The organism is Streptomyces sp. NPDC104831 (genome assembly GCF_055583025.1).
This window is the reverse complement of sequence record NZ_JBVJOT010000004.1, coordinates 125,215-146,851: the sequence shown is the minus strand read 5'-3', so window position 1 is coordinate 146,851 and position 21,637 is coordinate 125,215. Positions and strand designations below refer to the sequence as shown.

The window sequence follows — 21,637 nt, the reverse complement described above, 5'->3', positions numbered from 1 at the left end:
ACCGCGGGGCGGCCGGCGGCGCGCCGTACGTCGGCGCGCGAGCGCGGGCACCGTGCCGGCCACGCCGGTTACGCGGCCTCCCGGGCGCGGAACGCCTCCGCGTCCCAGGTCCCGTCCAGCCGGGGGGCCAGCCAGGCGGGCGCGGTGGTACGGAACGCGGCGGGCGGCAGCGCCCCCGCACCGGCGGGCAGCGCGCCGAGCAGCGGGGCGCCGGCCACCTCCGGCAGATCGGCCACGTTGCAGCGGGTGGCCAGGTCCGGCTCGGCCGGCCAGCTGCCGATCACCACACCGGCCAACTCCAGCTCCCGGCGCCGCAGTTCGCGCGCCGTCAGCTCCGTGCTGTTGAGCGTGCCGAGCCCGGCCCGCGCGACGAGCAGCACCGGCGCACCCAGCAGCCGGGCCGCGTCGGCCAGCGTGCCGCCGTCCGCGTCGAACCGGACGAGCAGCCCGCCCGCCCCCTCGACCAGCACCAGATCGTGCTCGGTGGCCAGCTTGGCGGCCCGCTCGGCCACCTCCCGCGGACGCACCGGCGCCATACCGGCCCGCCGGGCCGCCGTGTTCGGCGCCAGCGGCTCCGGGAAACGGGCCACCTCGTCCGCCGTGACCGGTCCCGCGAGCCACGCGACCTCGTCCGCGTCCCCGCGCTCGTCCGGCCGCACCCCCGTCTGGGCGGCCTTGAGCACGGCCACCGACCGCCCGGCCGCGAGCGCCGAGGCGGCGACGGCGGCGGTGGTGACCGTCTTGCCGACCTCCGTGTCCGTGCCCGTGATCACCAGTACCCGCATGTCATCCCTCCCGCGCCGCGGCGCACACCGCGCGCGCGATCCGTGCCACGTCCTCGTCCGAGGTGACGTAGGGCGGCATCGTGTAGACCAGGTCACGGAACGGGCGCAGCCACACGCCCGCCCGCACCGCCGCGTCCGTCGCGGCCCGCATGTCGACCGGATGGTCGAGCTGGACGACCCCGATGGCGCCGAGGACCCGGACGTCGCGCACCCCGGGGAAGTCCCGCGCCGGGGCCAGCCCCTCGCGCAGGCCCGCCTCGATCCGCTTGACCTCGCCCAGCCAGTCCTGGCCCAGCAGCAGTTCGACGGAGGCGCAGGCCACGGCCGCCGCCAGCGGGTTGCCCATGAACGTCGGGCCGTGCGCGAGCACCGGTACCTCGCCCCGCGAGATGCCGTCGGCCACCCGAGTGGAGCACAAGGTGGCCGCCAGCGTCAGGTAACCACCGGTCAGCGCCTTGCCCACGCACATCACATCGGGGGCGACGGCCGCGTGGTCCGCCGCGAACAGCGCGCCGGTGCGGCCGAAACCGGTGGCGATCTCGTCGAACACCAGCAGCACGTCGTGCGCGTCGCACGCCTCCCGCAGCACCCGCAGGTACCCGGGGGAGTGGAAGCGCATCCCGCCCGCGCCCTGCACCACCGGCTCCACGATCACCGCGGCCAGCTCGTCCGCGTGCCGGGCGACCAGCTCCCGCAGGTGGTCCGCGTACGACTCCTCGTACCCGGCGGGCGGCGGGTCCGCGAACACCTGGCGCGGCAGCACGCCGGTCCACAGCTCGTGCATCCCGCCCTCGGGGTCGCACACCGACATCGGCTGCCAGGTGTCACCGTGGTAGCCGCCCCGCCAGGTCAGCAGCCGCCGCTTGGCCGGCCGGCCCAGCGAACGCCAGTACTGCAGGCACATCTTCACCGCGACCTCGACCGACACCGACCCCGAGTCGGCCAGGAAGACGTGCTCCAGGCCCTCCGGTGACAGGTCGACCAGGAGTTTCGCGAGCCGGACGGCGGGCTCGTGCGTGAGTCCGCCGAACATCACGTGGCTCATCCGGCCCAGCTGCTCGCGCGCGGCCTCGTTCAGGACCGGGTGGTTGTAGCCGTGGATGGCCGACCACCACGACGACATGCCGTCGACCAGCTCGCCGGAACCGTCCGCCAGCCGCAGCCGGACCCCGCTCGCCGCCTCCACGACGAGCGGTTCCACCCGGCCGGGCATCGGGCCGTACGGATGCCACACGTGCCGCCGGTCCAGCTCCAGCAGCTCGGCGACGCCCGGATCAGGCATTGGGCGCGAGGTCCGTGCCGGCACCCCTGCGGCGGACGGCGACGAGGTCGGTGCGGGGCTCGGCGGTGGCCGGCACGCCCGCCGTACCGCACACCCCGCCCCCCTCGTGCGACCCGCAGCCCGTGCCCGCGTGCGAGCCGCAGCCGGCCTCCGCGTGCGAGCCGCAGCCGTGCGCGGCCCCGGCCCGGTGCTCCGGCAGCGTCACCTCCCCGGCGCCCTCCACCTCGAAACCGGCGTCCGCGATCATGTCCAGGTCGGCCTTGCCGGCCTGGCCCTCGCTGGTCAGGTAGTCGCCGAGGAAGATGGAGTTGGCCAGGTGCAGCGCCAGCGGCTGCATGCTGCGCAGATGGACCTCGCGGCCGCCCGCGATGCGGACCTCCGCGTCCGGGCAGACGAACCGGACCATCGCGAGGATCCGCAGGCAGCGCTGCGGGGTGAGGTTCCACTCCTTGGCCAGCGGGGTGCCCTCGAACGGGATCAGGAAGTTCACCGGCACCGAGTCCGGGTCCAGCTCGCGCAGCGAGAACACCACGTCCACCAGGTCCTCGTCGCTCTCGCCCATGCCGGCGATGAGACCCGAACAGGCGGACAGCCCGGCCGCGTGCGCCTTGCGTACCGTGTCCACCCGGTCGGCGTAGGTGTGGGTGGTGGTGATGTCCCCGTACGTGGACTCCGAGGTGTTGAGGTTGTGGTTGTAGGCGTCCGCGCCCGCCGCCCGCAGCCGCTCGGCCTGGCCGTCGGAGAGCAGACCGAGGCAGGCGCACACCTCGACGTCCTCGTTCTGCTCCTTGATCGCCTTGATGGTCTCCGAGACCCGGTCCACGTCCCGGTCCGTCGGACCGCGCCCGCTGGCCACCAGGCACACCCGCTTGGCGCCGCCCGCGAGGCCCGCGGCGGCGGCCTGGGAGGCCTCGTCGGGCTTGAGCCAGGTGTACTTCAGGATGTCGGCCTTGGAGCCCAGCCGCTGGGAGCAGTACGAGCAGTCCTCGGGGCACAGGCCCGACTTGAGGTTGACCAGATAGTTGAGTTTCACCCGCCGCCCGAACCAGTGCCGCCGCACCTTTCCGGCCGCGGCCACCACGTCGAGCAGGTCGTCATCGGAAGTGGCCAGCACGGCGAGCGCTTCCCCGCGCGTCGGCATCTCGCGCCGAAGCCCCTTGTCCACCAGCGTGTTCAGCAGGTCCATGAGCCACGATCCTGTCCTACGGGACCGCTCCCGGCCAAGGAGACTTGGCACAACGAAGGCGGTTCATCGTGTGGGTATCGCCACACCCTGGGCGGCTGACCGTGCCGCTAGGGTCTGTTCGATACCTACAAAAGCACGGAGGAGCCATGGCGTTCGGCTGGATCGACGAGCAGGCCGAGGCGCGCCGCCGCGCCGGACTCGTGCGCACCCTGCGCCCGCGCCCCGCCGACTCGCCGCTGCTGGACCTGGCGAGCAACGACTACCTGGGGCTGTCCCGCCACCCCGAGGTCACCGAGGGGGCCGCGGAGGCCGCCCGGCGCTGGGGCGGCGGCTCCACCGGCTCCCGGCTGGTCACCGGCAGCACCGAGCTGCACGCCGAACTGGAACGCGCCCTGGCCGCGTTCTGCGGGTTCGAGGCGGCCCTCGTGTTCTCCTCCGGGTACGCGGCGAACCTGGCCGCGGTCACCACGCTCGGCCCGCACGGCTCGCTGATCGTCTCCGACGCGGGCAACCACGCCTCCCTCATCGACGGCTGCCGGCTCGCCCGGGGCGAGACCCAGGTCGTCGGGCACGCCGATCCCGAGGCCGTGCGCAAGGCCCTGGGCACGCGCGCCGGCGCCGCGATCGTCGTCTCCGACACGGTGTTCTCGGTCGACGGGGACCGGGCGCCGCTGGCCGGACTGGCCGCCGCCTGCCGGGAGCACGGCGCGGGACTGGTCGTGGACGACGCCCACGGCCTCGGTGTGCTGGGCGACGGCGGCCGGGGCGCGCCGCACGCGGCTGGGCTCGCGGGCGCCGACGACGTGGTGGCCACGGCCACCCTGTCCAAGTCGCTGGGCAGTCAGGGCGGCGTGGTGCTGGGCCCGGAGCGGGTGATCGGCCATCTGGTCAACGCGGCCCGGACGTTCATCTTCGACACGGGTCTGGCGCCGGCGGCGGCCGGTGCCGCGCTGGCGGCGCTGCGGCTGCTGGAGCGCGAGCCCGGACGGGCGGCGCGGGCCCGCGAGGTGGCCGCGGAACTGCACGCACGGCTGACCGCCGCGGGCCTGGAGGCGGTACGTCCGGACGCCGCGGTGGTCTCCGTGCGGGCTCCGTCCCCGGAGCGGGCGGTGCGCTGGGCGGCCGACTGCCGCTCGGCGGGTCTGGCCGTGGGCTGTTTCCGTCCTCCCTCCGTGCCCGACGGCATCTCTCGGTTGAGGCTGACCGCCCGCGCGGACCTCTCCGGGGCCGAGATCGAACGTGCTGTACGCGTCATCGGCGAAACGCGACCATGAGTCGGCGTGACACGGCCGTGCACCGCCCGAAAAAGATGGAATATTAAACCGAATTGAGCAGGGTGGCCGGGGCGGTCAGAGCCCGGTCACGAATCCCGTCCAGCTCTCGGGGGAGAAGAGCAGGGCGGGTCCGGCCGGGTTCTTCGAGTCGCGCACGGCGAGCAGTCCGGCCGCGGGACCGGAGCGCGGCCGTGCCGTCTCCACGCAGTTGTTCGCGCCCGTGCTGCGGCTGCTGCGCACCCAGCACACGTCGTGCAGGTCGGTACTGGCAGGGACGTTCCGAGGCAGAGCTGACATGGTGCCTCCTTACACGCCGTCACCTATCCCGGCGATGTAGTCCAACGAGTCCTCGGGGGAAAGGGCGTGGAACTGAAGGGTGCTGAAGGCCTCGGAGTAGGCCATGAGGTCTTCTTTCCGTTCCAGGTAGAGGCTACTCGTCAACTGGTCGAGAACAACCACGTCCAGATCAGAAGTGCTCGGAAATGAGAAGATAACGAAAGGCCCGGTGAGGCCGATATGCGCCCCCGCCGTGAACGGCAGCACCTGGAGCCGCACCTGCGGCAGCCGGGCGGCCTCGATCAGCCGCCGGCGCTGGCGGGCCATCACCCCCGGGCCGCCCACCTCGCGGCGCAGCACCGCCTCGTCCAGCACGGCGCTCAGCGCCAGCGGCGGATCCGACCGCAGCACGTCCTGCCGGGCCAGACGCACCTCCACCAGCGTGTCCAGGCGGTCCTCGTCCAGGTCCTTCACGGCGGCCCGGGTCACCGCGCGGGCGTACTCGGCGGTCTGCAGCAGACCGGGCACCACCGTGGTCTCCAGGGTGCGCATCGCGCTCGCCTGTGACTCCAGGCTGATGAAATCCCGGTACGTCGGCGGCAGCACACCCCGGTACGCGTGCCACCAGCGGTGCCGGCCGCCCGTCTCCTCCGACCCCGCCAGTATCAGCAGCAACTCCCGCAGATGCCGGTCCCGCACTTCGTAGGCGTCCAGCAGCAACCGCAGATCGGCCGGTTTCACGCCGCTGGCACCCGTCTCGATACGGCTCACCTTCGACTGGTGCCAACCGACCAGCCGGGCCGCCTCACCACTGGTGAGCCCGGCGCCGGTGCGCAGCGTGCGCAGTTCCGCGCCCAGCTTGCGACGGCGTACCGCGGGACCGTTCTGCATGGCTCCTCCTTACTCCGCCCGGACCGCCCCGATACGGTCTCGCGTCGCAGAGTTCACCGCTTCGAGCGACAGATATATGCATATCTTGGTGGATCGCCCCCCGTGACCGTCCCGGTGATGGCAGTCTGACGGACAAGCACCAGTCCGGGACCGTACTCGAACCCACCGCTGTACGGAGGACCACGGTCCCGTTGGGAAAGGGACGACCTCGCCATGGCAGACCATCTGGAAGCCTCCGTCACTCTGCCGAGCGATCCCGCCTCGGTGTCGGCCGCCCGCTCCTATGTCGTGGGCACCCTCGCGGAGTGGGGCCTGCCGTCGGACACCGAGACGGCCGACACCGTGCGGCTGATCGTCTCCGAACTCGCCACCAACGCCGTTCAGCACACCTTCGGCCAGTCACCCACCTTCACGGTCGACATCGCGCTGCACCAGGACGAACAGCTGCGCATCGGGGTCACGGACAGCCATCCACGGTTCCCGAAGAGACTGCCCGCCTCCGTCCAGCAGGACAATGGGCGCGGCATGGTGATCATCCGCTGGCTGACCGCGGAGTGCGGCGGCCGGCTCCTCGTCCGCCCGACCCGCGAGGGCGGCAAGACGGTCTCCATCGAACTGCCCTGGACCCTCCCGGCGGCACCGGTCCCGGCCGGCCGGCCACCGGAGGCCCCGGCACGGTGACACACCCGGTGCGGGGACGGCGCGGAGGGTCTACGCGGGCGGATACGTTTCCTCTGCTCCTCTGCTCCTCTGCGCGGGACGAGGGCTCGGCGCCGCGGCGCGAGGCCGAGGCCGGAGCGCCGGATGCGCGAGGGCGGGGCCGGCGGACGTGTACGGCGGTGCTGCCCGGCACCGGTGCCGGTCGATGTGCCGGGGCGCGTGCGGGCGCCCAGGCGCGGGAGCAGGCGTGCGGGGGCCGGGAGTACGCCCCGGCGGCGCCCGGGCGGCAGCGGACGCGTCCGGGCGGTGCGCGGAGGCCGCGGGTTGCCGGTGGCGGGGCGCTTCGACGGTGTCCTGGTGCCGGCGGCCAGCGGACGCGTCCGGGCGGCGCCCGGCGGCGGAAGCGACGCGCTCCGCCGGTGCCCCGGGGGCCGGCGGCAACCGCCGCGTACCGGCCGCGTCCAGGCACCCGCGTGTGGGCGGGCAGCCGGACGGATCCGGGGTGCTGTGACGCGCCGGGGTCGTCGGCGGCGGGGGGAGCCTGCCTCGCCGGCGTCCCGGTGCGGGCGACAGCCGGTGCGGACCGGTGCGGACCGTCCGCCCGGGCGCCCGGTGCCGGCCGGCCGCCGGAACGCGGCGGGCGGCGGTGCGGTCCGCCCGGCCGGTGTGCGACGTTCCCGCCGGTCCGCCGGGACGCCCACCCGGGACCGAGCCGTTCCGCCCGCCGTATGTGCCCGAGAGGCGGTACGGCGGGACCTTGTCCCGGCCCGGGTCTGCCGGTCCGCCCCTGCGCGCAGGGAAGCGCTCGCGTCGGCGCCTCGGGTCCGGACCTCCCCGCGCTCGCTCCCCGGCGCGGTCCGACCCGGACGCTCCCGCTGTCCCGGAGGCGCTCCGGGGCCGCCCGCACGCTCGTGAGGCGGCCGGGCCGCCCCGGGCCCGGCCCGCCCACGGGGGCGGGCGTCGGGGTGCCGGAGCGGCCCCGCTGCCGGAGCCGCTCCCGGGGCGCGGCCGGGTCAGCTGACCCGGCCGTACCAGACGCTCTTGGTCCAGATCTTCTGCAGCTTCACCACGTCCCCGGTCTTGGGGGCGTGCCAGATCTTGTTGTGGCCGGCGTAGATGCCGACGTGGTAGACGCTGGAACCCGAGTGGAAGAAGACCAGGTCGCCGACCTTGCGGTGGCGGGCGGAGACATGGTGCGACTTGTTGTACTGCTGGGCGGCGGTACGCGGCAGCTTCTTGCCGGCCTTCTTGAACGAGTAGAGCGTCAGCCCCGAGCAGTCGAATCTGTGCGGCCCGGTGGCGCCCCACCGGTACGGGGAACCCTTCTTCGAGGCCGCGACCTTGAGTGCTTTCGTCGCGATGGTCGCGGCGGAGGCGTCGGTGGCGAGCCCGGGCACCGCGATCGAGCCGCCCACGGCGGCGAGAGTGAGTGCCGAGGCCGTGCCGGCCCGGGCCATCAGCGACGGGACTCGATTGAGCGCAGTCATGCGCAACCCTTCGTCAGCCGCCTGTGAAGGATGACCTGTCGGATTCGGGCTGGCGAAGTAGCCCGGCCGCGTTGCCGCGGCTTCACCCCAAGGGCTGCTCGGAACCTCCGCCCCGTGCCCGACTCTGTGTCGGACGACTGGACATCCGTTCCGGCGACCCGTCTTGCTTGGGTCCTCCACTCCTGCCGATCCACTCCGTCGACCGGTCATCCGGGCGGCGGCAGGACTCGGCGTCCGCCCGGATCGCCCCGCCGCGGTGGCGGGGGCTTGTCGTCAGACAGGGATCTTGACGCAGATCTGTCTGAAAATCCCAACGGAATCGGGGATTTGTGGCGTTACTCACCACTCACCCGTTCGGGTGGACAGTGCTCCGTTCGAGGCCCCGTCAGATCGTCGTCGTAGCCCCGGACCTGGGGCGATGTGCCTCCGCGGGGGCCCGTGGATCCCGCGTCGCGCAACTCGGGAGACCCGGAAAACGATCGGGATGTACACCGGTCGGCGGTACGTCGTTCGGGCCGTTTCAACTCCGGTCCGAACGACGCGTGTCGACGCCTCGGCGCCGTCGGACCGGACGGGTGTCCGCCTCAGCCGGCGTCATCCGGCGGGAGCGCGACGCGAGCGGCCCGGCGCTCGCCGTCCAGCACCCGCAGCGCCCGTGCCAGCGTGTCCCCGTGCAGCTCCGTCTCGCCCCGCCGGTGCATCAGCGCGAGCGCGTCCCGCAGCTCTGCCGCCTTGCGGACCAGGCCCTGAGCGGCGCGCAGAGCACTGTAGGTCTGCCCGTGCCGGGCCGGATTGACGCGGCCGAGCAGGTCGGCGGCCTCCAGATAGCGATCGATCAACTCGCCCTCGGCGCGGGTCAGGGCGGGCAGCGGCGGCAGGTCCGGCAGCACGGGCGGCTCACCTCGCGTCCGGTGCGCCGGGCGTGTCCCGGCGGGCGGGCACGACGGCGTCGACCAGGCCGTACGCCAGCGCCTCGGGGGCGTCCAGGATCAGGTCGCGTTCCAGGTCCTCGTGGACCCGCGCGGCCGTGCGCCCCGTGTGCCGGACGAGCATCTCCTCGACGGTGGCGCGCACGCGCGCCAGTTCCCCCGCCCGGAGGATCAGGTCACCGGGCCGGCCGCGCACCGGCTCGGGCAGCGCCACCTGTTCGAGCACGACCCGGGCACCGGGCAGCATGAACCGCTTGCCCGGGGCACCGGCCGCGAGCAGCACCGCGGCGTGGCCGGCGGCCTGCCCGAGGCAGTAGGTCGCCACGTCACAGCCGACGTAGCGCATCGTGTCGTAGACCGCAGCCATGGCGTCGAAGGAGCCGCCGGGCGAGTTGACGTACAGCGTGATGTCCCGGTCCGGTGCCTGGTGCTCCAGATACATGAGCTGGGCCGTGACATCGCTCGCCGCCGCGTTGTCGACCGGTGTGCCGAGGAAGACGATCCGGTCCTGGAAGAGCCGCGCGTACGGATCCAGGGTGCGCGCCGTCCCCGCGGTGCGCTCGGTGAACTCGGGCAGGACGTGCCGGGCGGACGGTCGGTGCATGGACATACGCCTCCTCTGACGAGGCCCCGATGGGCTCGACTTCTGTACAGAATGTACAGGACGTACGTCACGTTATGATGGGGGTATGGCCTACGAGATTCCGGTGACGCAAGCCAGGGCTGAACTCGCCGACCTGATCAACCGGGTGGTGTACGGCGGTGAGCGCGTCGTCGTGACCCGGCACGGCAAGCCGCTGGTCGCGCTGGTCTCGGCCGCCGACCTGGAGCGGCTGGACGCGCTGGACGAGGCGGGCGAGGGGCGGATCATCAGCTCCGTCTCGGGCGTCCGCGAGGCCGGTGCGGTGCCGAGCGAGCAGCGGCGCTTCGGGATAGCGGCGGAGCACCGCCGGCCGGACACCCCCTGAACCCGGTCCCGCCTCCGGGACGCGCTGTCTCTGCGGGATCCCATAGCGCGGTCATGCGCCGGCCAAAGTCTGGTTAACGTCGTTGAAACTCCTGCGTTCTAGCCTGCCCATCCACGCCATCAGGGGCTTTTCTGCCCTGGATTGAGGACGATCCGGGGATTTGTCTGCGTGTTACACCTATCCCCGTCGTGATGGCTGCGGCGACCGGACCCCGCACGGTCCGGATCAAGGACAACGAGGTGGGACGTGCAACTGACCCCGCATGAGCAGGAAAGGCTGCTGATCCATGTGGCGGCCGATGTCGCCGGGAAGCGCAAGGCCCGCGGGCTCAAGCTCAATCACCCGGAGGCGGTCGCCCTCATCACGTCGCACGTCCTGGAGGGCGCGCGCGACGGCCGCACCGTCGCCGAGCTGATGTCCTCCGGCCGTAAGGTCCTGACCAGGGACGACGTCATGGACGGGGTCGCCGAGATGATCCATGACGTGCAGGTGGAGGCCACCTTCCCGGACGGCACCAAGCTCGTCACCGTCCACGAGCCGATCATCTGAGGCGGCCCGCGATGATTCCCGGAGAGATCCTGTTCGCGGACGGTCCCGTCACCTTCAACGACGCTCGTGATGTCACCCGTCTGACGGTGCTCAACGCCGCCGACCGGCCGGTCCAGGTCGGCTCCCACTACCACTTCGCCGAGGCCAACCCCGGCCTGGAGTTCGACCGCGCCGCCGCCCGCGGCCGGCGCCTGAACGTCGCCGCCGGCACCGCCGTCCGCTTCGAGCCCGGCATCCCCGTCGAGGTGGCACTGGTGCCGCTGTCCGGCGCCCGGATCGTGCCCGGCCTGCGCGGCGAGACCGGAGGTGCCCTCGATGCCTGAGATAACCCGTGACGCCTACGCCGACCTGTTCGGCCCCACCACCGGCGACCGGATCCGGCTCGCCGACACCGATCTGCTGATCGAGATCGAGGAGGACCGCTCCGGCGGTCCCGGCGCCTCTGGCGACGAGGCTGTCTTCGGCGGCGGCAAGGTCATCCGCGAGTCCATGGGCCAGTCCCGCGTCACCCGGGCCGAGGGCGCCCCCGACACCGTGATCACCGGTGCCGTCGTCGTGGACCACTGGGGCATCGTCAAGGCCGACGTCGGCATCCGCGACGGCCGGATCACCGCCCTCGGCAAGGCCGGCAACCCCGACACCATGGACGGCGTCCACCCCGACCTGGTCATCGGTCCCGAGACCGAGATCATCGCGGGCAACGGCCGCATCCTGACCGCCGGTGCCATCGACGCCCACGTCCACTTCATCTGCCCCCAGGTCGCCGACGAGGCGCTGGCCTCCGGCATCACCACCCTGGTCGGCGGCGGTACCGGCCCCGCCGAGGGCTCCAAGGCCACCACCGTCACCCCCGGCCCCTGGCACCTGGCCCGGATGCTGGAGGCGATGGAGGCCTACCCCGTCAACGTCGGCTTCCTCGGCAAGGGCAACACCGTCAGCCACGCGGCGATGCTCTCGCAGATCCGCGGCGGCGCCGTCGGCCTGAAGCTGCACGAGGACTGGGGCTCCACGCCCGCCGTCATCGACGCGGCGCTCACCGTCGCCGACCGCACCGGCATCCAGGTCGCCATCCACACCGACACCCTGAACGAGGCGGGCTTCGTCGGCGACACCCTCGCCGCGATCGCGGGCCGGGGCATCCACTCGTACCACACCGAAGGCGCCGGCGGCGGCCACGCCCCCGACATCATGACCGTGGTCTCGCAGGCCAACGTCCTGCCCAGCTCCACCAACCCGACCCGGCCCTTCACCGTCAACACCACCGAGGAACACCTCGACATGCTGATGGTGTGCCACCACCTCAACCCGGCCGTCCCCGAGGACCTCGCGTTCGCCGAGTCCCGGATCCGGCCGTCCACCATCGGCGCGGAGGACATCCTCCACGACCTCGGCGCGATCTCGATCATCTCCTCCGACTCCCAGGCGATGGGCCGCGTCGGCGAGGTCGTCCTGCGCACCTGGCAGACCGCGCACGTCATGAAGCGCCGGCGGGGCGCCCTGCCCGGCGACGGCCGCGCCGACAACCACCGGGTGCGGCGCTATGTCGCCAAGTACACCATCAACCCGGCGCTCGCCCAGGGCCTCGCCGCCGAGACCGGCTCCGTGGAGAGCGGCAAGCTCGCCGACCTGGTGCTGTGGGAGCCCGCGTTCTTCGGGGTCAAGCCGCTGCTGGTGATCAAGGGCGGCCAGATCGCCTACGCGCAGATGGGCGACGCCAACGCCTCCATCCCCACCCCGCAGCCGATCCTGCCCCGCCCGATGTACGGCGCGATCGGCCGGGCCCCCGCCGCCAACTCGGTCAACTTCGTGTCCGGGCTGGCGATCGAGGACGGGCTGCCGGAGCGGCTCGGGCTCGGCAAGCGGTTCGTGGCGATCGAGTCCACGCGCGCGGTCACCAAGGCCGACATGCGGGAGAACGACGCCCGGCCGGACGTCCGGATCGACCCCAACAGCTTCGCCGTGCACATCGACGGCGAGCTGGTCGAGGCCACCCCGGCCGCCGAACTGCCCATGGCCCAGCGCTACTTCCTCTTCTGACGGGCGTTCCTGATGACACGGGCAGCACTGCTCGTCCTGGCCGACGGCCGTTTCCCCGCCGGAGGGCACGCGCACTCCGGCGGGGCCGAGGCCGCCGTCAAGGCCGGACGCATCACCGACTCCGCGAGCCTGGAGGAGTTCTGCCGGGGCCGGCTGCACACCGCCGGGCTGGTCGCGGGCGCGCTGGCGGCGGCGGCCGTGCTCGGCGCCGACCCGCGCGAGCTGGACGCGGCGGCCGACGCGCGCACTCCGTCCCCGGCCCTGCGGGCCACCGCCCGGCGCCTGGGCCGGCAGCTGCTGCGGGCCGCGCGGACGACCTGGCCGACCGCCGAACTGGACGCGCTCGCGAGGGACTTCCCCAAGGGCGCCCATCAGCCGGTCGTGCTCGGCCTCGCCGTCCGGGGGGCCGGCCTGACGCCCGGGGACGCGGCCCACTGCGCGGTGTACGAGAGCGTGAGCGGGCCGGCGACCGCCACCGTGCGGCTGCTCGGCCTCGACCCGTTCGACGCGACGGGAGTGCTGGCCCGGCTGGCGCCCGAGCTGGACCGGGTCGCGGACGCGGCGGTGGAGGCGGCGCGGTCGGTGGCCGCCGAGGGCGTCGACGCGCTGCCCGCCGTGTCGGCACCGCTGCTGGAGGTCATGGCCGAGGCCCACGCGGCCTGGCCGGTCCGGCTGTTCGCGTCATGAGCCCGCCCGCCCGGCCGCCCGGCTGACGGGCGGTCCCGTTCCCCCTCCACCGGTCCCTGGCCTCTCGCACGAAGGAGCCGTCCATGCATCTCGACCACTCCCACTCCGCCGTCTCCGCCGTCGGCGCGGACGCCCACCGTCCGGACGGGGCCCGCCGTGCCCTGCGCATCGGACTCGGCGGGCCCGTCGGGTCCGGCAAGACCGCCACCGTCGCCGCCCTGTGCCGGGCGCTGCGCGACGAGCTGTCCCTCGCGGTCGTCACCAACGACATCTACACCCGCGAGGACGCCGAGTTCCTGCTCCGCGAGGCCGTGCTGCCGCCCGAGCGGATCACCGCCGTCGAGACGGGTGCCTGCCCGCACACCGCGATCCGCGACGACATCTCCGCCAACCTCGAAGCGGTGGAGGACCTGGAGGACGCGGTCGGCCCGCTGGACCTGATCCTCGTCGAGTCCGGCGGCGACAACCTCACCGCCACCTTCTCCAAGGGACTCGTGGACGCCCAGATCTTCGTGATCGACGTGGCCGGCGGCGACGACATCCCGCGCAAGGGCGGCCCCGGCGTCACCACCGCGGACCTGCTCGTGGTCAACAAGACCGACCTCGCCCCCCACGTCGGCTCCGACCTCGCCCGGATGGCCGCCGACGCCAAGGCGCAGCGCGCCGAACTCCCGGTCGTCTTCCAGTCGTTGCGCGGCGGCACCGGAGTCGCCGACGTGGCCGCGTGGGTGCGGGAGCGGCTCGCCGCGTGGACGGCATGACCGTCACCGGGGTCTGGGCGCGGGCCCGGATCGTGGCCCGCGCCGACGGGCGCGGCGGTACGGCCCTGCCCGTCCTGGACGGCGAGGGCCCGCTGGCGCCGCGCCGCACCCGGTCCGCCGGATCCTGGGCGAAGGTGATGCTCGTCGGCGCGATGAGCGGACCGCTCGGCGGCGACCGCTTCACCCTCCGGGCCCGGGTGGAGGAAGACGCCCGGCTGCACGTCGGGTCGGCCGCCGCCACCCTCGCCCTGCCCGGCCAGGCGGGCGGCGAGGCCCGCTACGACGTCCGGCTCGACGTGGCCGACGGCGCCGAACTGCGCTGGCTGCCCGAGCAGTTGATCTCCGCCAACGGCAGCGACCTGTACGTCACCACCCGGGCCGAACTCGGCGCGGGCGCCCGGCTCGTGCTGCGCGAGGAACAGGTGCTGGGGCGGGCCGGGGAGCAGCCCGGGCGGCTCACCAGCCGGCTGACCGTACGGGTGGCGGGCCGGACCGTGCTGGACCAGGAGCTGGCCTGCGGACCCGGCGCCCCGGGCGGCTGGGACGGCCCGGCGGTGCTCGCGGGCCACCGGGCGGTGGGCCAGCTGGTCGTCGTGCGGCCGGAGTTCGCGACGGACCCGCCGTCCGCACGGATGCTCGGCGAGTACGCGGCACTGGTCCCGCTCGCCGGCCCCGCGGCGCTCGTCAGCGCGGTGGCCCCGGACGCGCTGAGCCTTCGCCGGACCCTGGACCGGGTGCTGGCCCAGTTCGGCTGACCGGCGCCCCGAAGGGCCGCGGGGATCCGCGCGACCAGCCACGACGACGCCCGCGGACGAAGGGCGGCACGGCCCGGCCCGATGACCCGACGCTTCGCTCAACAGGACATGATCATCCGGTTATCGGATTGGTAAAGATGCCCGGCAAACCCTGTCCCCGGCGGCCCCGCAGCCGAGAGGATCCCCGTCTGACCATTCGCATCGAGGTAGGGGGAGGGGCCCACGTGAGGGACACCAGACCGAAGAGCCGCCTGCTGGCGCTCGGTTCCGCCGGAGTACTCGTCACCGCCACCCTGATCGCCGGCGCCGTGTCGGCGCCCGTCGCCGGGGCCGCCTCCCGGCCCGCGCCGGACCGGGAGGCCAAGGGCGCGGAGATAGCCGCCGCCCGGGCCGCCAAGGCGGGCGTCAAGTGGCAGGACTGCCCGGAGGACTGGGGGCTGGAGAAGCCGATCCAGTGCGGCTGGGTCAGCGTGCCGCTCGACTACGCGCACCCCCACGGCAAGCAGATCAAGCTCGCCGTGGACCGCATCGGCAACACCGGCACCAAGACGGAGCGCCAGGGCGCCCTCGTCTACAACCCCGGCGGCCCCGGCGGTTCCGGTCTGCGCTTCCCGCGCCGGGTCACCACCAAGAACGCCATCTGGGCGAACGTCGCCAAGGCCTACGACTTCGTCGGCTTCGACCCGCGCGGCGTCGGCCACTCCACGCCCATCTCCTGCGTCGACCCGCAGGAGTACGTCAAGGCGCCCAAGCCGGACCCGGTGCCGGACAGCGAGGCCGACAAGACCGCGCAGCGGAAGCTGGCCCGCGCGTACGCGGAGGGCTGCGCCGAGCGCAGCGGCGCGATGCTGCCGCACATGACCACCCCCAACACCGCCCGCGACCTGGACGTCATCCGCGCCGCGCTCGGCGAGAAGAAGCTCAACTACCTCGGCGTCTCCTACGGCACCTACCTCGGCGCCGTCTACGGCACCCTCTTCCCGGGCCACCTGCGCCGCATGGTCGTGGACAGCGTGGTCGACCCCTCCCGCGAGAAGATCTGGTACCAGGCCAACCTGGACCAGGACGTCGCCTTCGAGGGCCGCTGGAAGGACTGGCAGGACTGGGTCGCCGCCAACGACGCCGCCTTCCACCTCGGCACCACCCGCGCCGCCGTCCAGGCCAAGTGGCTCGAGCTGCGCGCCACCGCGAAGAAGAACCCGATCGGCGGCGTCGTCGGCCCCGCCGAGCTGATCTCCTTCTTCCAGAGCGCGCCGTACTACGACTCCTCGTGGGTGCCGGTCGCCACGGTCTTCAGCAAGTACGTCGCCGGTGACACCCAGGCGCTGGTCGACGCCGCCGCCCCCGACCTGTCGGACACCGCGGGCAACATCGCCTCCGAGAACGGCAACGCCGTCTACACGGCCGTCGAGTGCGCCGACGCCAAGTGGCCCACCAGCTGGCAGAAGTGGAACCGGGACAACACCCGGCTCCACCGGGACTACCCCTTCCTGACCTGGTCCAACGCCTGGATGAACCTGCCGTGCGCCACCTGGCCGGCCAAGCAGCGCACCCCGGTCGAGGTCAAGACCCACAAGGGCCTGCCGCAGGTGCTGATCGTGCAGTCCACCCGGGACGCCGCCACCCCGTACGGCGGCGCCGTCGAGCTGCACAAGCGCTTCAAGGGCTCCCGCCTGATCACCGAGAAGAACGCGGGCTCCCACGGTGTGACCGGCCTGGTCAACCCGTGCGTCAACCAGCGCGTCGACGCCTACCTGCTCAAGGGCGCGCTGGACGGCAAGGACGTGACCTGCGCCCCGCACGCCACGCCCAAGCCGTAACCGCGGCACCACGCCGACCAGGGGCGGCCGGAGCTTCCGGCCGCCCCTGGCCTATGCCCCGAACCAGGCGTCCTCCGCCGCGTAGTCGAACAGGTCCGGGTACACCCGCGCCAGCAGCGGGAACGCCTCCCGCCAGTCCCGTCCGCGCAGGCTCCCGGCCAGCCAGTCCACGGTCTCCGGCAGGCTCCGCGCGTACGACACCACCGGCCGGTGGCCCAGTTCGCGCCCGGCGGCGGACATGTCGCACACCACCGGCAGCGGCACCGACCACGGCGTCCGCCCCACCGAGCCCACCGGCGGACCGTCCAGGTACACCGTCCGGGTCTCCACCCCCATCACCGCGTCGACCGCCGCGCCGATCTCGGCGGCCGTCGGCGCCTGCCCGTCACAGGCGTTGAGCACCCGGGAGCCCGGCCGGGCCGCCGCCAGCCGCACCAGCTCGGCGAGCGTGCGGGTGCCCGTCGGATGGAACCGGCTCTCACCCCGGTACGCCAGCACCCGCCGCCCGCGCCCGTCCAGGTTCCGCTTGACGAAGTACAGCTCGCGCGGCAGCGGACTGTACGGCCCGTGCACCGCGCCCGCCCGCAGCACGGTGACCGGCAACCGCGCGCCCGCGTCCAGGAGTTCCCGTTCCATCGCCGCCTTGCGGGTGCTGTAGGTGGCCTCGCCCGGCGCGACCGTCGGCTGGGTCTCGGGGACGGGCACCGGGTACGCCGGGAAGCCGTCCGGCTCGCCCTGGGTGTCGAAACCCCGCCCGGCGCCGTCCTCGTACACGGCCACGCTGGAGATCACCACCGCCGAGCCGATCCGGTCCGCGAGGGACGTCAGCTGCCGGGCGTGCCCGGCGTCGTAGGCGACCACGTCGACCAGCAGCTCGCAGCCGTCGCCCACCAGCGCGGCCAGGGGGTCGCCGTCGGAGCGGTCCAGCCGGGCGGTGCGCACCCCCTCGTCCCAGCCCGCGTCCCGGCCCCCGCCGCGCGAGGCCGCCGTCACCGTCCAGCCGTCCCGGGACAGCGCGTCCACCACCGGACGGCCGATCTGCCCGGCCGCCCCGATCACCACAGCTCTCCTCATGCGGCGAGGCTACGCACGCCCGCCGGTGGCGGGGCGGGCCTTCTGCCGACGGCAGAGTCAGCCGAGCGGGGCCCGGGGAACCCCGCGCTCCCGCACGGCCTGCCGCTCCTTGACGACGGCCGCGTACTCGTCGACGTACTCCTGCCCGGACAGGGACAGGATCGCGTGGACGATCTCGTCGGTGACCGCCCGCAGCACCGCCTTCTCCCCTTCCATGCCGGCGTGCCGGGAGAAGTCCAGGGGCTCGCCGAAGCGGATGGTCACCGGGCGGATCCTCGGCAGGGCCCGGCCGGGCGGCTGGGCCTCGAAGGTGCCGATCATCGCGCAGGGCACCACCGGCACCCCCGCCGTCAGCGCCAGCACGGCGACCCCGACCTTGCCCTTGTACAGCCGGCCGTCGTGCGACCGCGTGCCCTCCGGGTAGATGCCGAGCAATTCGCCGCGGCCCAGCACCCCGAGGCCCTCGCGGATCGCCGCCCGCCCCGCCTCCTTCCCGGAGCGGTCCACCGGGATCTGCCCGGCGCCGCGGAAGAAGAACGCGGTCAGCCGGCCCCTCAGCCCCGGCCCGGTGAAGTATTCGGCCTTGGCGAGGAACGTGATGCGGCGTTTCAGTACCGCCGGCATCAGGAAGTGGTCGCAGAACGACAGGTGATTGCCCGCGACGATCGCCGGACCCGACCCGGGCACATGCTGCAACCCTTCGATCCGGGGCCGGAAGACCAGTCTGAGCAGCGGGCCCAGCAGCACGTACTTGAGGAGGTTGTAGAACACGGCTCGCCTCACTCCGTCAGGCCGGCGGCGCACCGGCGGCGGTGCGGCACGCGGGCCGGTCGGCCCGGGCGCCCCTCTCCTCCTCTGCTGCCCGTTCCCGGCGGCCGGTACCGCGCCGGGCGGCGGACACCGCCCGGACGTCCGCGCGCCGCGGTGCCGAACCGGGCGCGGGCGGTCGGCGGGCCCCGTCCGCGCGCCGTCGCACGCCCCCGTACGATGACCCCATGCGCACCACCGGACAGCATCTGCGGCGACCGCTTCGGCGGTACCGCCCGCTGTTCGTGCTGGCGGTGCTGATCGGGCTGCTGGGCATGCACGCCCTCGCGCCCGGCGGCGGTGCGGGGCCCGCGGAACACGCCCACACCGCCCCCATGACGGCCGCGCTCGCCGCCGTCGACGACTGCCCGGGCGGCGACGGCCACTGCGGCGGCCACCGGCTGCACCACGCCGACCCCAGCTGCGCCTCGGGCGCGGTGGACGGCGGGCCGCAGCTGCCCGCGCCGGCCCCGGACCCGGTGCCCGGCGCGGCACCGCTCGGCTGCCCGCCCGCCGCCCGCGCCACCGCGCCGGACGGCGCCCGCGCCCCGCCCGACCTCGCCGAACTCCAGCTCCTGCGGATCTAGAGGCCGCCCCGGCCGCGCCCACCCCGCCGTACGCGGGGCCCGCGGCCGTGCCCACGCGTGCCCCGAATCCCTTTCCCACAGCAGGAGTTCTCCGCATGACCACCCGTACCCTGACGCGCCGCGCCGCCCTCGCCGTCCTCGCCGTGACCTCCGCCCTGGTCCTGTCCGCCTGCGGCGGCGACGACGGCGACGCCAACGGCACCGGCCACACCGGCCACGGCGCCTCGGCCTCCGCCGCGCCGAGCGACTCCGCCGCCGCGCCGAGCGCCTCGGCCGGCGCGCACAACGCCCAGGACGTCGCCTTCGCCAAGGGCATGATCCCGCACCACCAGCAGGCCCTGGAGATGGCGGGACTCGCCGCCGACCGCGCCTCCTCGGCGCGGGTGAAGGACCTCGCCGCCCGCATCGAGAAGGCGCAGGACCCCGAGATCCGCACCCTGACCGGCTGGCTGAAGTCCTGGGGCGAGCAGGCCCCGATGGCCGGCATGGACCACTCCGGCCACGCCGGGATGACCGGGATGATGAGCGAGGCCGACATGGCCGCCCTGAAGAAGGCCACCGGCAAGGACTTCGACACCCGGTTCCTGTCGCTGATGGTCGAGCACCACCAGGGCGCCGTCGAGATGGCCACCACCGAGAAGCACAAGGGCCGCTCCGGCGACGCCAAGGCCATGGCGGACGCCATCATCACCGCGCAGGCCGCCGAGATCAAGGAGATGAAGCAGCTCCTCGGCGCCGGGTGACGAGACGGCGGGGGCCGGTACCTCCACCGGCCCCCGCCCGAGCCTCAGGCGAGCACCTTCTCCAGCGCGCCCAGCGCCGACCGCAGTTCGTCCGCCGTGACGGTGAGCGGCGGCGCCAGCCGGATCGTGGAGCCGTGGGTGTCCTTCACGAGGACCCCCTCGCGCATCAGCCGCTCGCTGATCGCCCGCCCGGTGCCGAGCGCCGGGTCGACGTCCACCCCGGCCCACAGCCCGCGCGCCCGGAACCCGGTCACGCCCCGGCCCACCAGCTCCGTCAGCCCGTCCCGCAGGATCACCCCCAGCTCGGCCGCGCGGCGCTGGAACTCGCCCGTCTCCAGCAGCCCGACCACGGCCGTGCCGACCGCCGCGGCCAGCGGATTGCCGCCGAACGTCGACCCGTGCTCACCCGGGTGCAGCACCCCCAGCACCTCCCGCCGGGCGACCACCGCCGACACCGGCACGATGCCGCCGCCCAGGGCCTTGCCGAGCAGCAGCACGTCCGGCACCACGTTCTCGTGCTCGACGGCGAGGGTGCGGCCGGTGCGGCCGAGGCCCGACTGGATCTCGTCCGCGACGAACAGACAGCCCTTGCGGCGGGTCAGCTCGCGCACCCCGGCGAGATAGCCGTCGTCCGGCACGACCACACCCGCCTCGCCCTGGACGGGCTCGATCAGCACGGCCGCCGTGGTGTCGTCCACGGCCTCCTCCAGCGCGGCCAGGTCGTTGTACGGCACGACCGTGAAGCCGGGGGTGAAGGGGCCGAAGCCGGCACGGGCCGTCTCGTCCGTGGAGAAGCCGACGATCGTCGTCGTCCGGCCGTGGAAGTTCTCCGCCGCGACCACGACGGTCGCCCGGCCGGCCGGGACGCCCTTGACGTCGTACGCCCATTTGCGGGCCACCTTGATGCCGCTCTCCACGGCCTCCGCGCCGGTGTTCATCGGCAGCACCATGTCGAGCCCGGTCAGCTCCGCGAGCCGCTCGGCGAACTCGGCCAGCCGGTCGTTGTGGAAGGCGCGGGAGGTCAGGGTGAGCCGGTCGAGCTGGCGGTGGGCGGCCTCGATCAGCACCGGGTTGCGGTGGCCGAAGTTCAGGGCCGAGTAACCGGCCAGCATGTCGAGGTAGCGGTTGCCCTCCACGTCCTCCACCCAGCTGCCCTCGGCGCGGGCCACGACCACGGGCAGCGGGTGGTAGTTGTGCGCGAGCACCGGCTGCTCCGCGCGGATCAGCTCGTCGGACGTACGGGGGCGAGCGGGTGCGGTCATCAGCGGATCTCCTGGGTGCAGCACTTGATGCCGCCGCCGGCCTTGCGGAACTCCGACAGGTCGACGGGGACGGGGACGTAGCCGTGGCCGGCGAGGCGGTCGGCCAGCGCCTCGGCCTGGGGGGCGATGAAGACGTGCCGGCCGTCGGACACGGAGTTCAGGCCGAACGCCAGCGCGTCCGCGCGGGTGGCGAGCACCGCCCGCGGATACAGCCGCCGGAGCACTTCGCGGCTGCCCGGCGAGAACGCCTCGGGGTGGTAGCAGATGTTCTCGTCGTCGAGCGGGAACAGCGCCGTGTCCAGGTGGTAGAAGTACGGATCCACCAGCCTGAGGCCGATCACCGGCCGGCCCAGGAACTCCTGCGCCTCCCGGTGCGCCTCGGGAGTGGTGCGGAACCCGGTGCCGGCGAGCACGTACCGGCCCGTCCACACCAGGTCGCCCTCGCCCTCGGCCACCGACTCGGGCCGGTACACGTCGTAGCCGGCCGACTTGAACCAGGTGTCGTAGTACTCCGACTCGGGGCGCCGCTGCCGGGCGTGGAAGAGGGAGCCGAAGACCCGGCCGCCGACCACGAGGGCCGCGTTCGCGGCGAACACCATGTCCGGCAGGCCGGGCACCGGCTCCACGCGCTCGACGGTGTGGTCGTGGTCCTCGTACGCGCGGACCAGCGACCGCCACTGCTCGCGGGCCAGCTCCACGTCGACGGGCCGGCCGGGGTGCATCCAGGGGTTGATCGCGTACTGGACGGCGAAGTGCCTGGGTTCGCAGACGAGGAATCGCCGGGGACGCGGCACACGACGTTCGGTCACAGAGGGTT

General features: G+C 73.7%; 24 protein-coding genes and 1 riboswitch. Of the genes, 12 read left to right on the top strand and 12 right to left on the bottom strand.

Annotation, left to right across the window (positions count from 1 at the left end):
• Positions 1-68 precede the first annotated feature (68 nt).
• The 3 genes from bioD to bioB are packed head-to-tail and all read right to left on the bottom strand — an operon-like array spanning position 69 to position 3,253.
• The gene (gene bioD / locus ACZ63H_RS04460; protein WP_469862064.1) at positions 69-785 is read right to left on the bottom strand and encodes a dethiobiotin synthase; all 717 of its coding nucleotides are present in this window, start codon (positions 783-785) and stop codon (positions 69-71) included.
• A 1-nt stretch (position 786) separates the two neighbouring features.
• The gene (locus ACZ63H_RS04455) at positions 787-2,067 is read right to left on the bottom strand and encodes an adenosylmethionine--8-amino-7-oxononanoate transaminase (RefSeq protein WP_469862063.1); all 1,281 of its coding nucleotides are present in this window, start codon (positions 2,065-2,067) and stop codon (positions 787-789) included.
• Positions 2,060-3,253, bottom strand: a complete 1,194-nt coding sequence (bioB, locus tag ACZ63H_RS04450) for a biotin synthase BioB (protein ID WP_469862061.1) — start codon at positions 3,251-3,253, stop codon at positions 2,060-2,062. The genes ACZ63H_RS04455 and bioB overlap by 8 nt, the downstream gene beginning before the upstream one ends.
• 146 nt (positions 3,254-3,399) lie before the next feature.
• Here bioB and ACZ63H_RS04445 point away from each other — a divergent pair, with 146 nt between their 5' ends.
• The gene (locus ACZ63H_RS04445; RefSeq protein ID WP_469862059.1) at positions 3,400-4,527 is read left to right on the top strand and encodes an 8-amino-7-oxononanoate synthase; all 1,128 of its coding nucleotides are present in this window, start codon (positions 3,400-3,402) and stop codon (positions 4,525-4,527) included.
• Positions 4,528-4,602: 75 nt separating this feature from the next.
• Here the strand turns inward: ACZ63H_RS04445 and ACZ63H_RS04440 are convergent, their stop codons facing one another.
• On the bottom strand, positions 4,603-4,824 hold the full coding sequence (locus ACZ63H_RS04440) for a DUF397 domain-containing protein (RefSeq protein WP_469862057.1): 222 nt from the start codon (positions 4,822-4,824) through the stop codon (positions 4,603-4,605).
• A 9-nt stretch (positions 4,825-4,833) separates the two neighbouring features.
• Complete coding sequence (locus ACZ63H_RS04435; RefSeq protein WP_469862055.1) at positions 4,834-5,694, bottom strand: helix-turn-helix domain-containing protein; 861 nt, start codon at positions 5,692-5,694, stop codon at positions 4,834-4,836.
• 213 nt (positions 5,695-5,907) lie between these two features.
• Here ACZ63H_RS04435 and ACZ63H_RS04430 point away from each other — a divergent pair, with 213 nt between their 5' ends.
• Positions 5,908-6,375: an ATP-binding protein gene (locus tag ACZ63H_RS04430; protein ID WP_469862053.1), complete on the top strand. Its 468-nt coding sequence runs from the start codon at positions 5,908-5,910 to the stop codon at positions 6,373-6,375.
• A gap of 992 nt (positions 6,376-7,367) precedes the next feature.
• Here the strand turns inward: ACZ63H_RS04430 and ACZ63H_RS04425 are convergent.
• From ACZ63H_RS04425 to ACZ63H_RS04415, 3 genes are all read right to left on the bottom strand, one after another.
• Complete coding sequence (locus ACZ63H_RS04425; RefSeq protein ID WP_469862051.1) at positions 7,368-7,841, bottom strand: C40 family peptidase; 474 nt, start codon at positions 7,839-7,841, stop codon at positions 7,368-7,370.
• Positions 7,842-7,844: 3 nt separating this feature from the next.
• Positions 7,845-7,987, bottom strand: a riboswitch (cyclic di-AMP (ydaO/yuaA leader).
• A 438-nt stretch (positions 7,988-8,425) separates the two neighbouring features.
• Positions 8,426-8,731, bottom strand: coding sequence for a hypothetical protein (locus ACZ63H_RS04420; protein WP_469862049.1), 306 nt, complete (start codon positions 8,729-8,731; stop codon positions 8,426-8,428).
• A 7-nt stretch (positions 8,732-8,738) separates the two neighbouring features.
• Entirely contained in the window at positions 8,739-9,374 is a 636-nt protein-coding gene (locus ACZ63H_RS04415) for an ATP-dependent Clp protease proteolytic subunit (RefSeq protein ID WP_469862047.1), read from the bottom strand.
• A gap of 85 nt (positions 9,375-9,459) precedes the next feature.
• On the opposite strand from ACZ63H_RS04415, the gene ACZ63H_RS04410 reads away from it, so the two are divergent.
• The 8 genes from ACZ63H_RS04410 (at position 9,460) to ACZ63H_RS04375 (ending at position 16,347) form a co-directional block, all read left to right on the top strand.
• On the top strand, positions 9,460-9,738 hold the full coding sequence (locus ACZ63H_RS04410; RefSeq protein WP_469862045.1) for a type II toxin-antitoxin system Phd/YefM family antitoxin: 279 nt from the start codon (positions 9,460-9,462) through the stop codon (positions 9,736-9,738).
• Between the two features lie 246 nt (positions 9,739-9,984).
• Entirely contained in the window at positions 9,985-10,287 is a 303-nt protein-coding gene (locus ACZ63H_RS04405) for an urease subunit gamma (RefSeq protein WP_469862043.1), read from the top strand.
• Positions 10,288-10,298: 11 nt separating this feature from the next.
• On the top strand, positions 10,299-10,610 hold the full coding sequence (locus ACZ63H_RS04400; protein WP_469862041.1) for an urease subunit beta: 312 nt from the start codon (positions 10,299-10,301) through the stop codon (positions 10,608-10,610).
• On the top strand, positions 10,603-12,324 hold the full coding sequence (locus ACZ63H_RS04395) for an urease subunit alpha (RefSeq protein ID WP_469862039.1): 1,722 nt from the start codon (positions 10,603-10,605) through the stop codon (positions 12,322-12,324). Before ACZ63H_RS04400 ends, ACZ63H_RS04395 begins: the two co-directional genes overlap by 8 nt.
• Before the next feature lie 12 nt (positions 12,325-12,336).
• Positions 12,337-13,011 carry an urease accessory protein UreF gene (locus tag ACZ63H_RS04390; protein ID WP_469862037.1) on the top strand — a complete coding sequence of 225 codons (675 nt, stop codon included), beginning with the start codon at positions 12,337-12,339 and terminating at the stop codon, positions 13,009-13,011.
• Positions 13,012-13,094: 83 nt separating this feature from the next.
• On the top strand, positions 13,095-13,772 hold the full coding sequence (gene ureG, locus ACZ63H_RS04385; protein ID WP_469862035.1) for an urease accessory protein UreG: 678 nt from the start codon (positions 13,095-13,097) through the stop codon (positions 13,770-13,772).
• Positions 13,769-14,527 carry an urease accessory protein UreD gene (locus ACZ63H_RS04380; protein WP_469862236.1) on the top strand — a complete coding sequence of 253 codons (759 nt, stop codon included), beginning with the start codon at positions 13,769-13,771 and terminating at the stop codon, positions 14,525-14,527. Before ureG ends, ACZ63H_RS04380 begins: the two co-directional genes overlap by 4 nt.
• A 224-nt stretch (positions 14,528-14,751) precedes the next feature.
• Positions 14,752-16,347 (top strand): alpha/beta hydrolase, encoded by a 1,596-nt coding sequence (locus tag ACZ63H_RS04375; protein WP_469862033.1) that lies wholly within the window; start codon positions 14,752-14,754, stop codon positions 16,345-16,347.
• 51 nt (positions 16,348-16,398) lie between these two features.
• Here the strand turns inward: ACZ63H_RS04375 and ACZ63H_RS04370 are convergent, their stop codons facing one another.
• Both ACZ63H_RS04370 and ACZ63H_RS04365 read right to left on the bottom strand, forming a co-directional pair.
• On the bottom strand, positions 16,399-17,421 hold the full coding sequence (locus ACZ63H_RS04370; protein WP_469862031.1) for an NAD-dependent epimerase/dehydratase family protein: 1,023 nt from the start codon (positions 17,419-17,421) through the stop codon (positions 16,399-16,401).
• 57 nt (positions 17,422-17,478) lie between these two features.
• On the bottom strand, positions 17,479-18,192 hold the full coding sequence (locus tag ACZ63H_RS04365) for a lysophospholipid acyltransferase family protein (protein WP_469862029.1): 714 nt from the start codon (positions 18,190-18,192) through the stop codon (positions 17,479-17,481).
• Positions 18,193-18,416: 224 nt separating this feature from the next.
• Between ACZ63H_RS04365 and ACZ63H_RS04360 the strand changes: the two genes are divergently transcribed.
• The gene (locus ACZ63H_RS04360; protein WP_469862027.1) at positions 18,417-18,815 is read left to right on the top strand and encodes a DUF6153 family protein; all 399 of its coding nucleotides are present in this window, start codon (positions 18,417-18,419) and stop codon (positions 18,813-18,815) included.
• Between the two features lie 95 nt (positions 18,816-18,910).
• The gene (locus tag ACZ63H_RS04355) at positions 18,911-19,558 is read left to right on the top strand and encodes a DUF305 domain-containing protein (RefSeq protein ID WP_469862025.1); all 648 of its coding nucleotides are present in this window, start codon (positions 18,911-18,913) and stop codon (positions 19,556-19,558) included.
• A 44-nt stretch (positions 19,559-19,602) separates the two neighbouring features.
• On the opposite strand, the gene rocD is transcribed toward ACZ63H_RS04355, so the two are convergent.
• A complete protein-coding gene (gene rocD / locus ACZ63H_RS04350) occupies positions 19,603-20,820 on the bottom strand; it encodes an ornithine--oxo-acid transaminase (protein WP_469862023.1) in 1,218 nt (405 codons plus the stop codon).
• A complete protein-coding gene (ddaH, locus tag ACZ63H_RS04345; protein WP_469862021.1) occupies positions 20,820-21,629 on the bottom strand; it encodes a dimethylargininase in 810 nt (269 codons plus the stop codon). The genes rocD and ddaH overlap by 1 nt, the downstream gene beginning before the upstream one ends.
• Positions 21,630-21,637 lie beyond the last annotated feature (8 nt).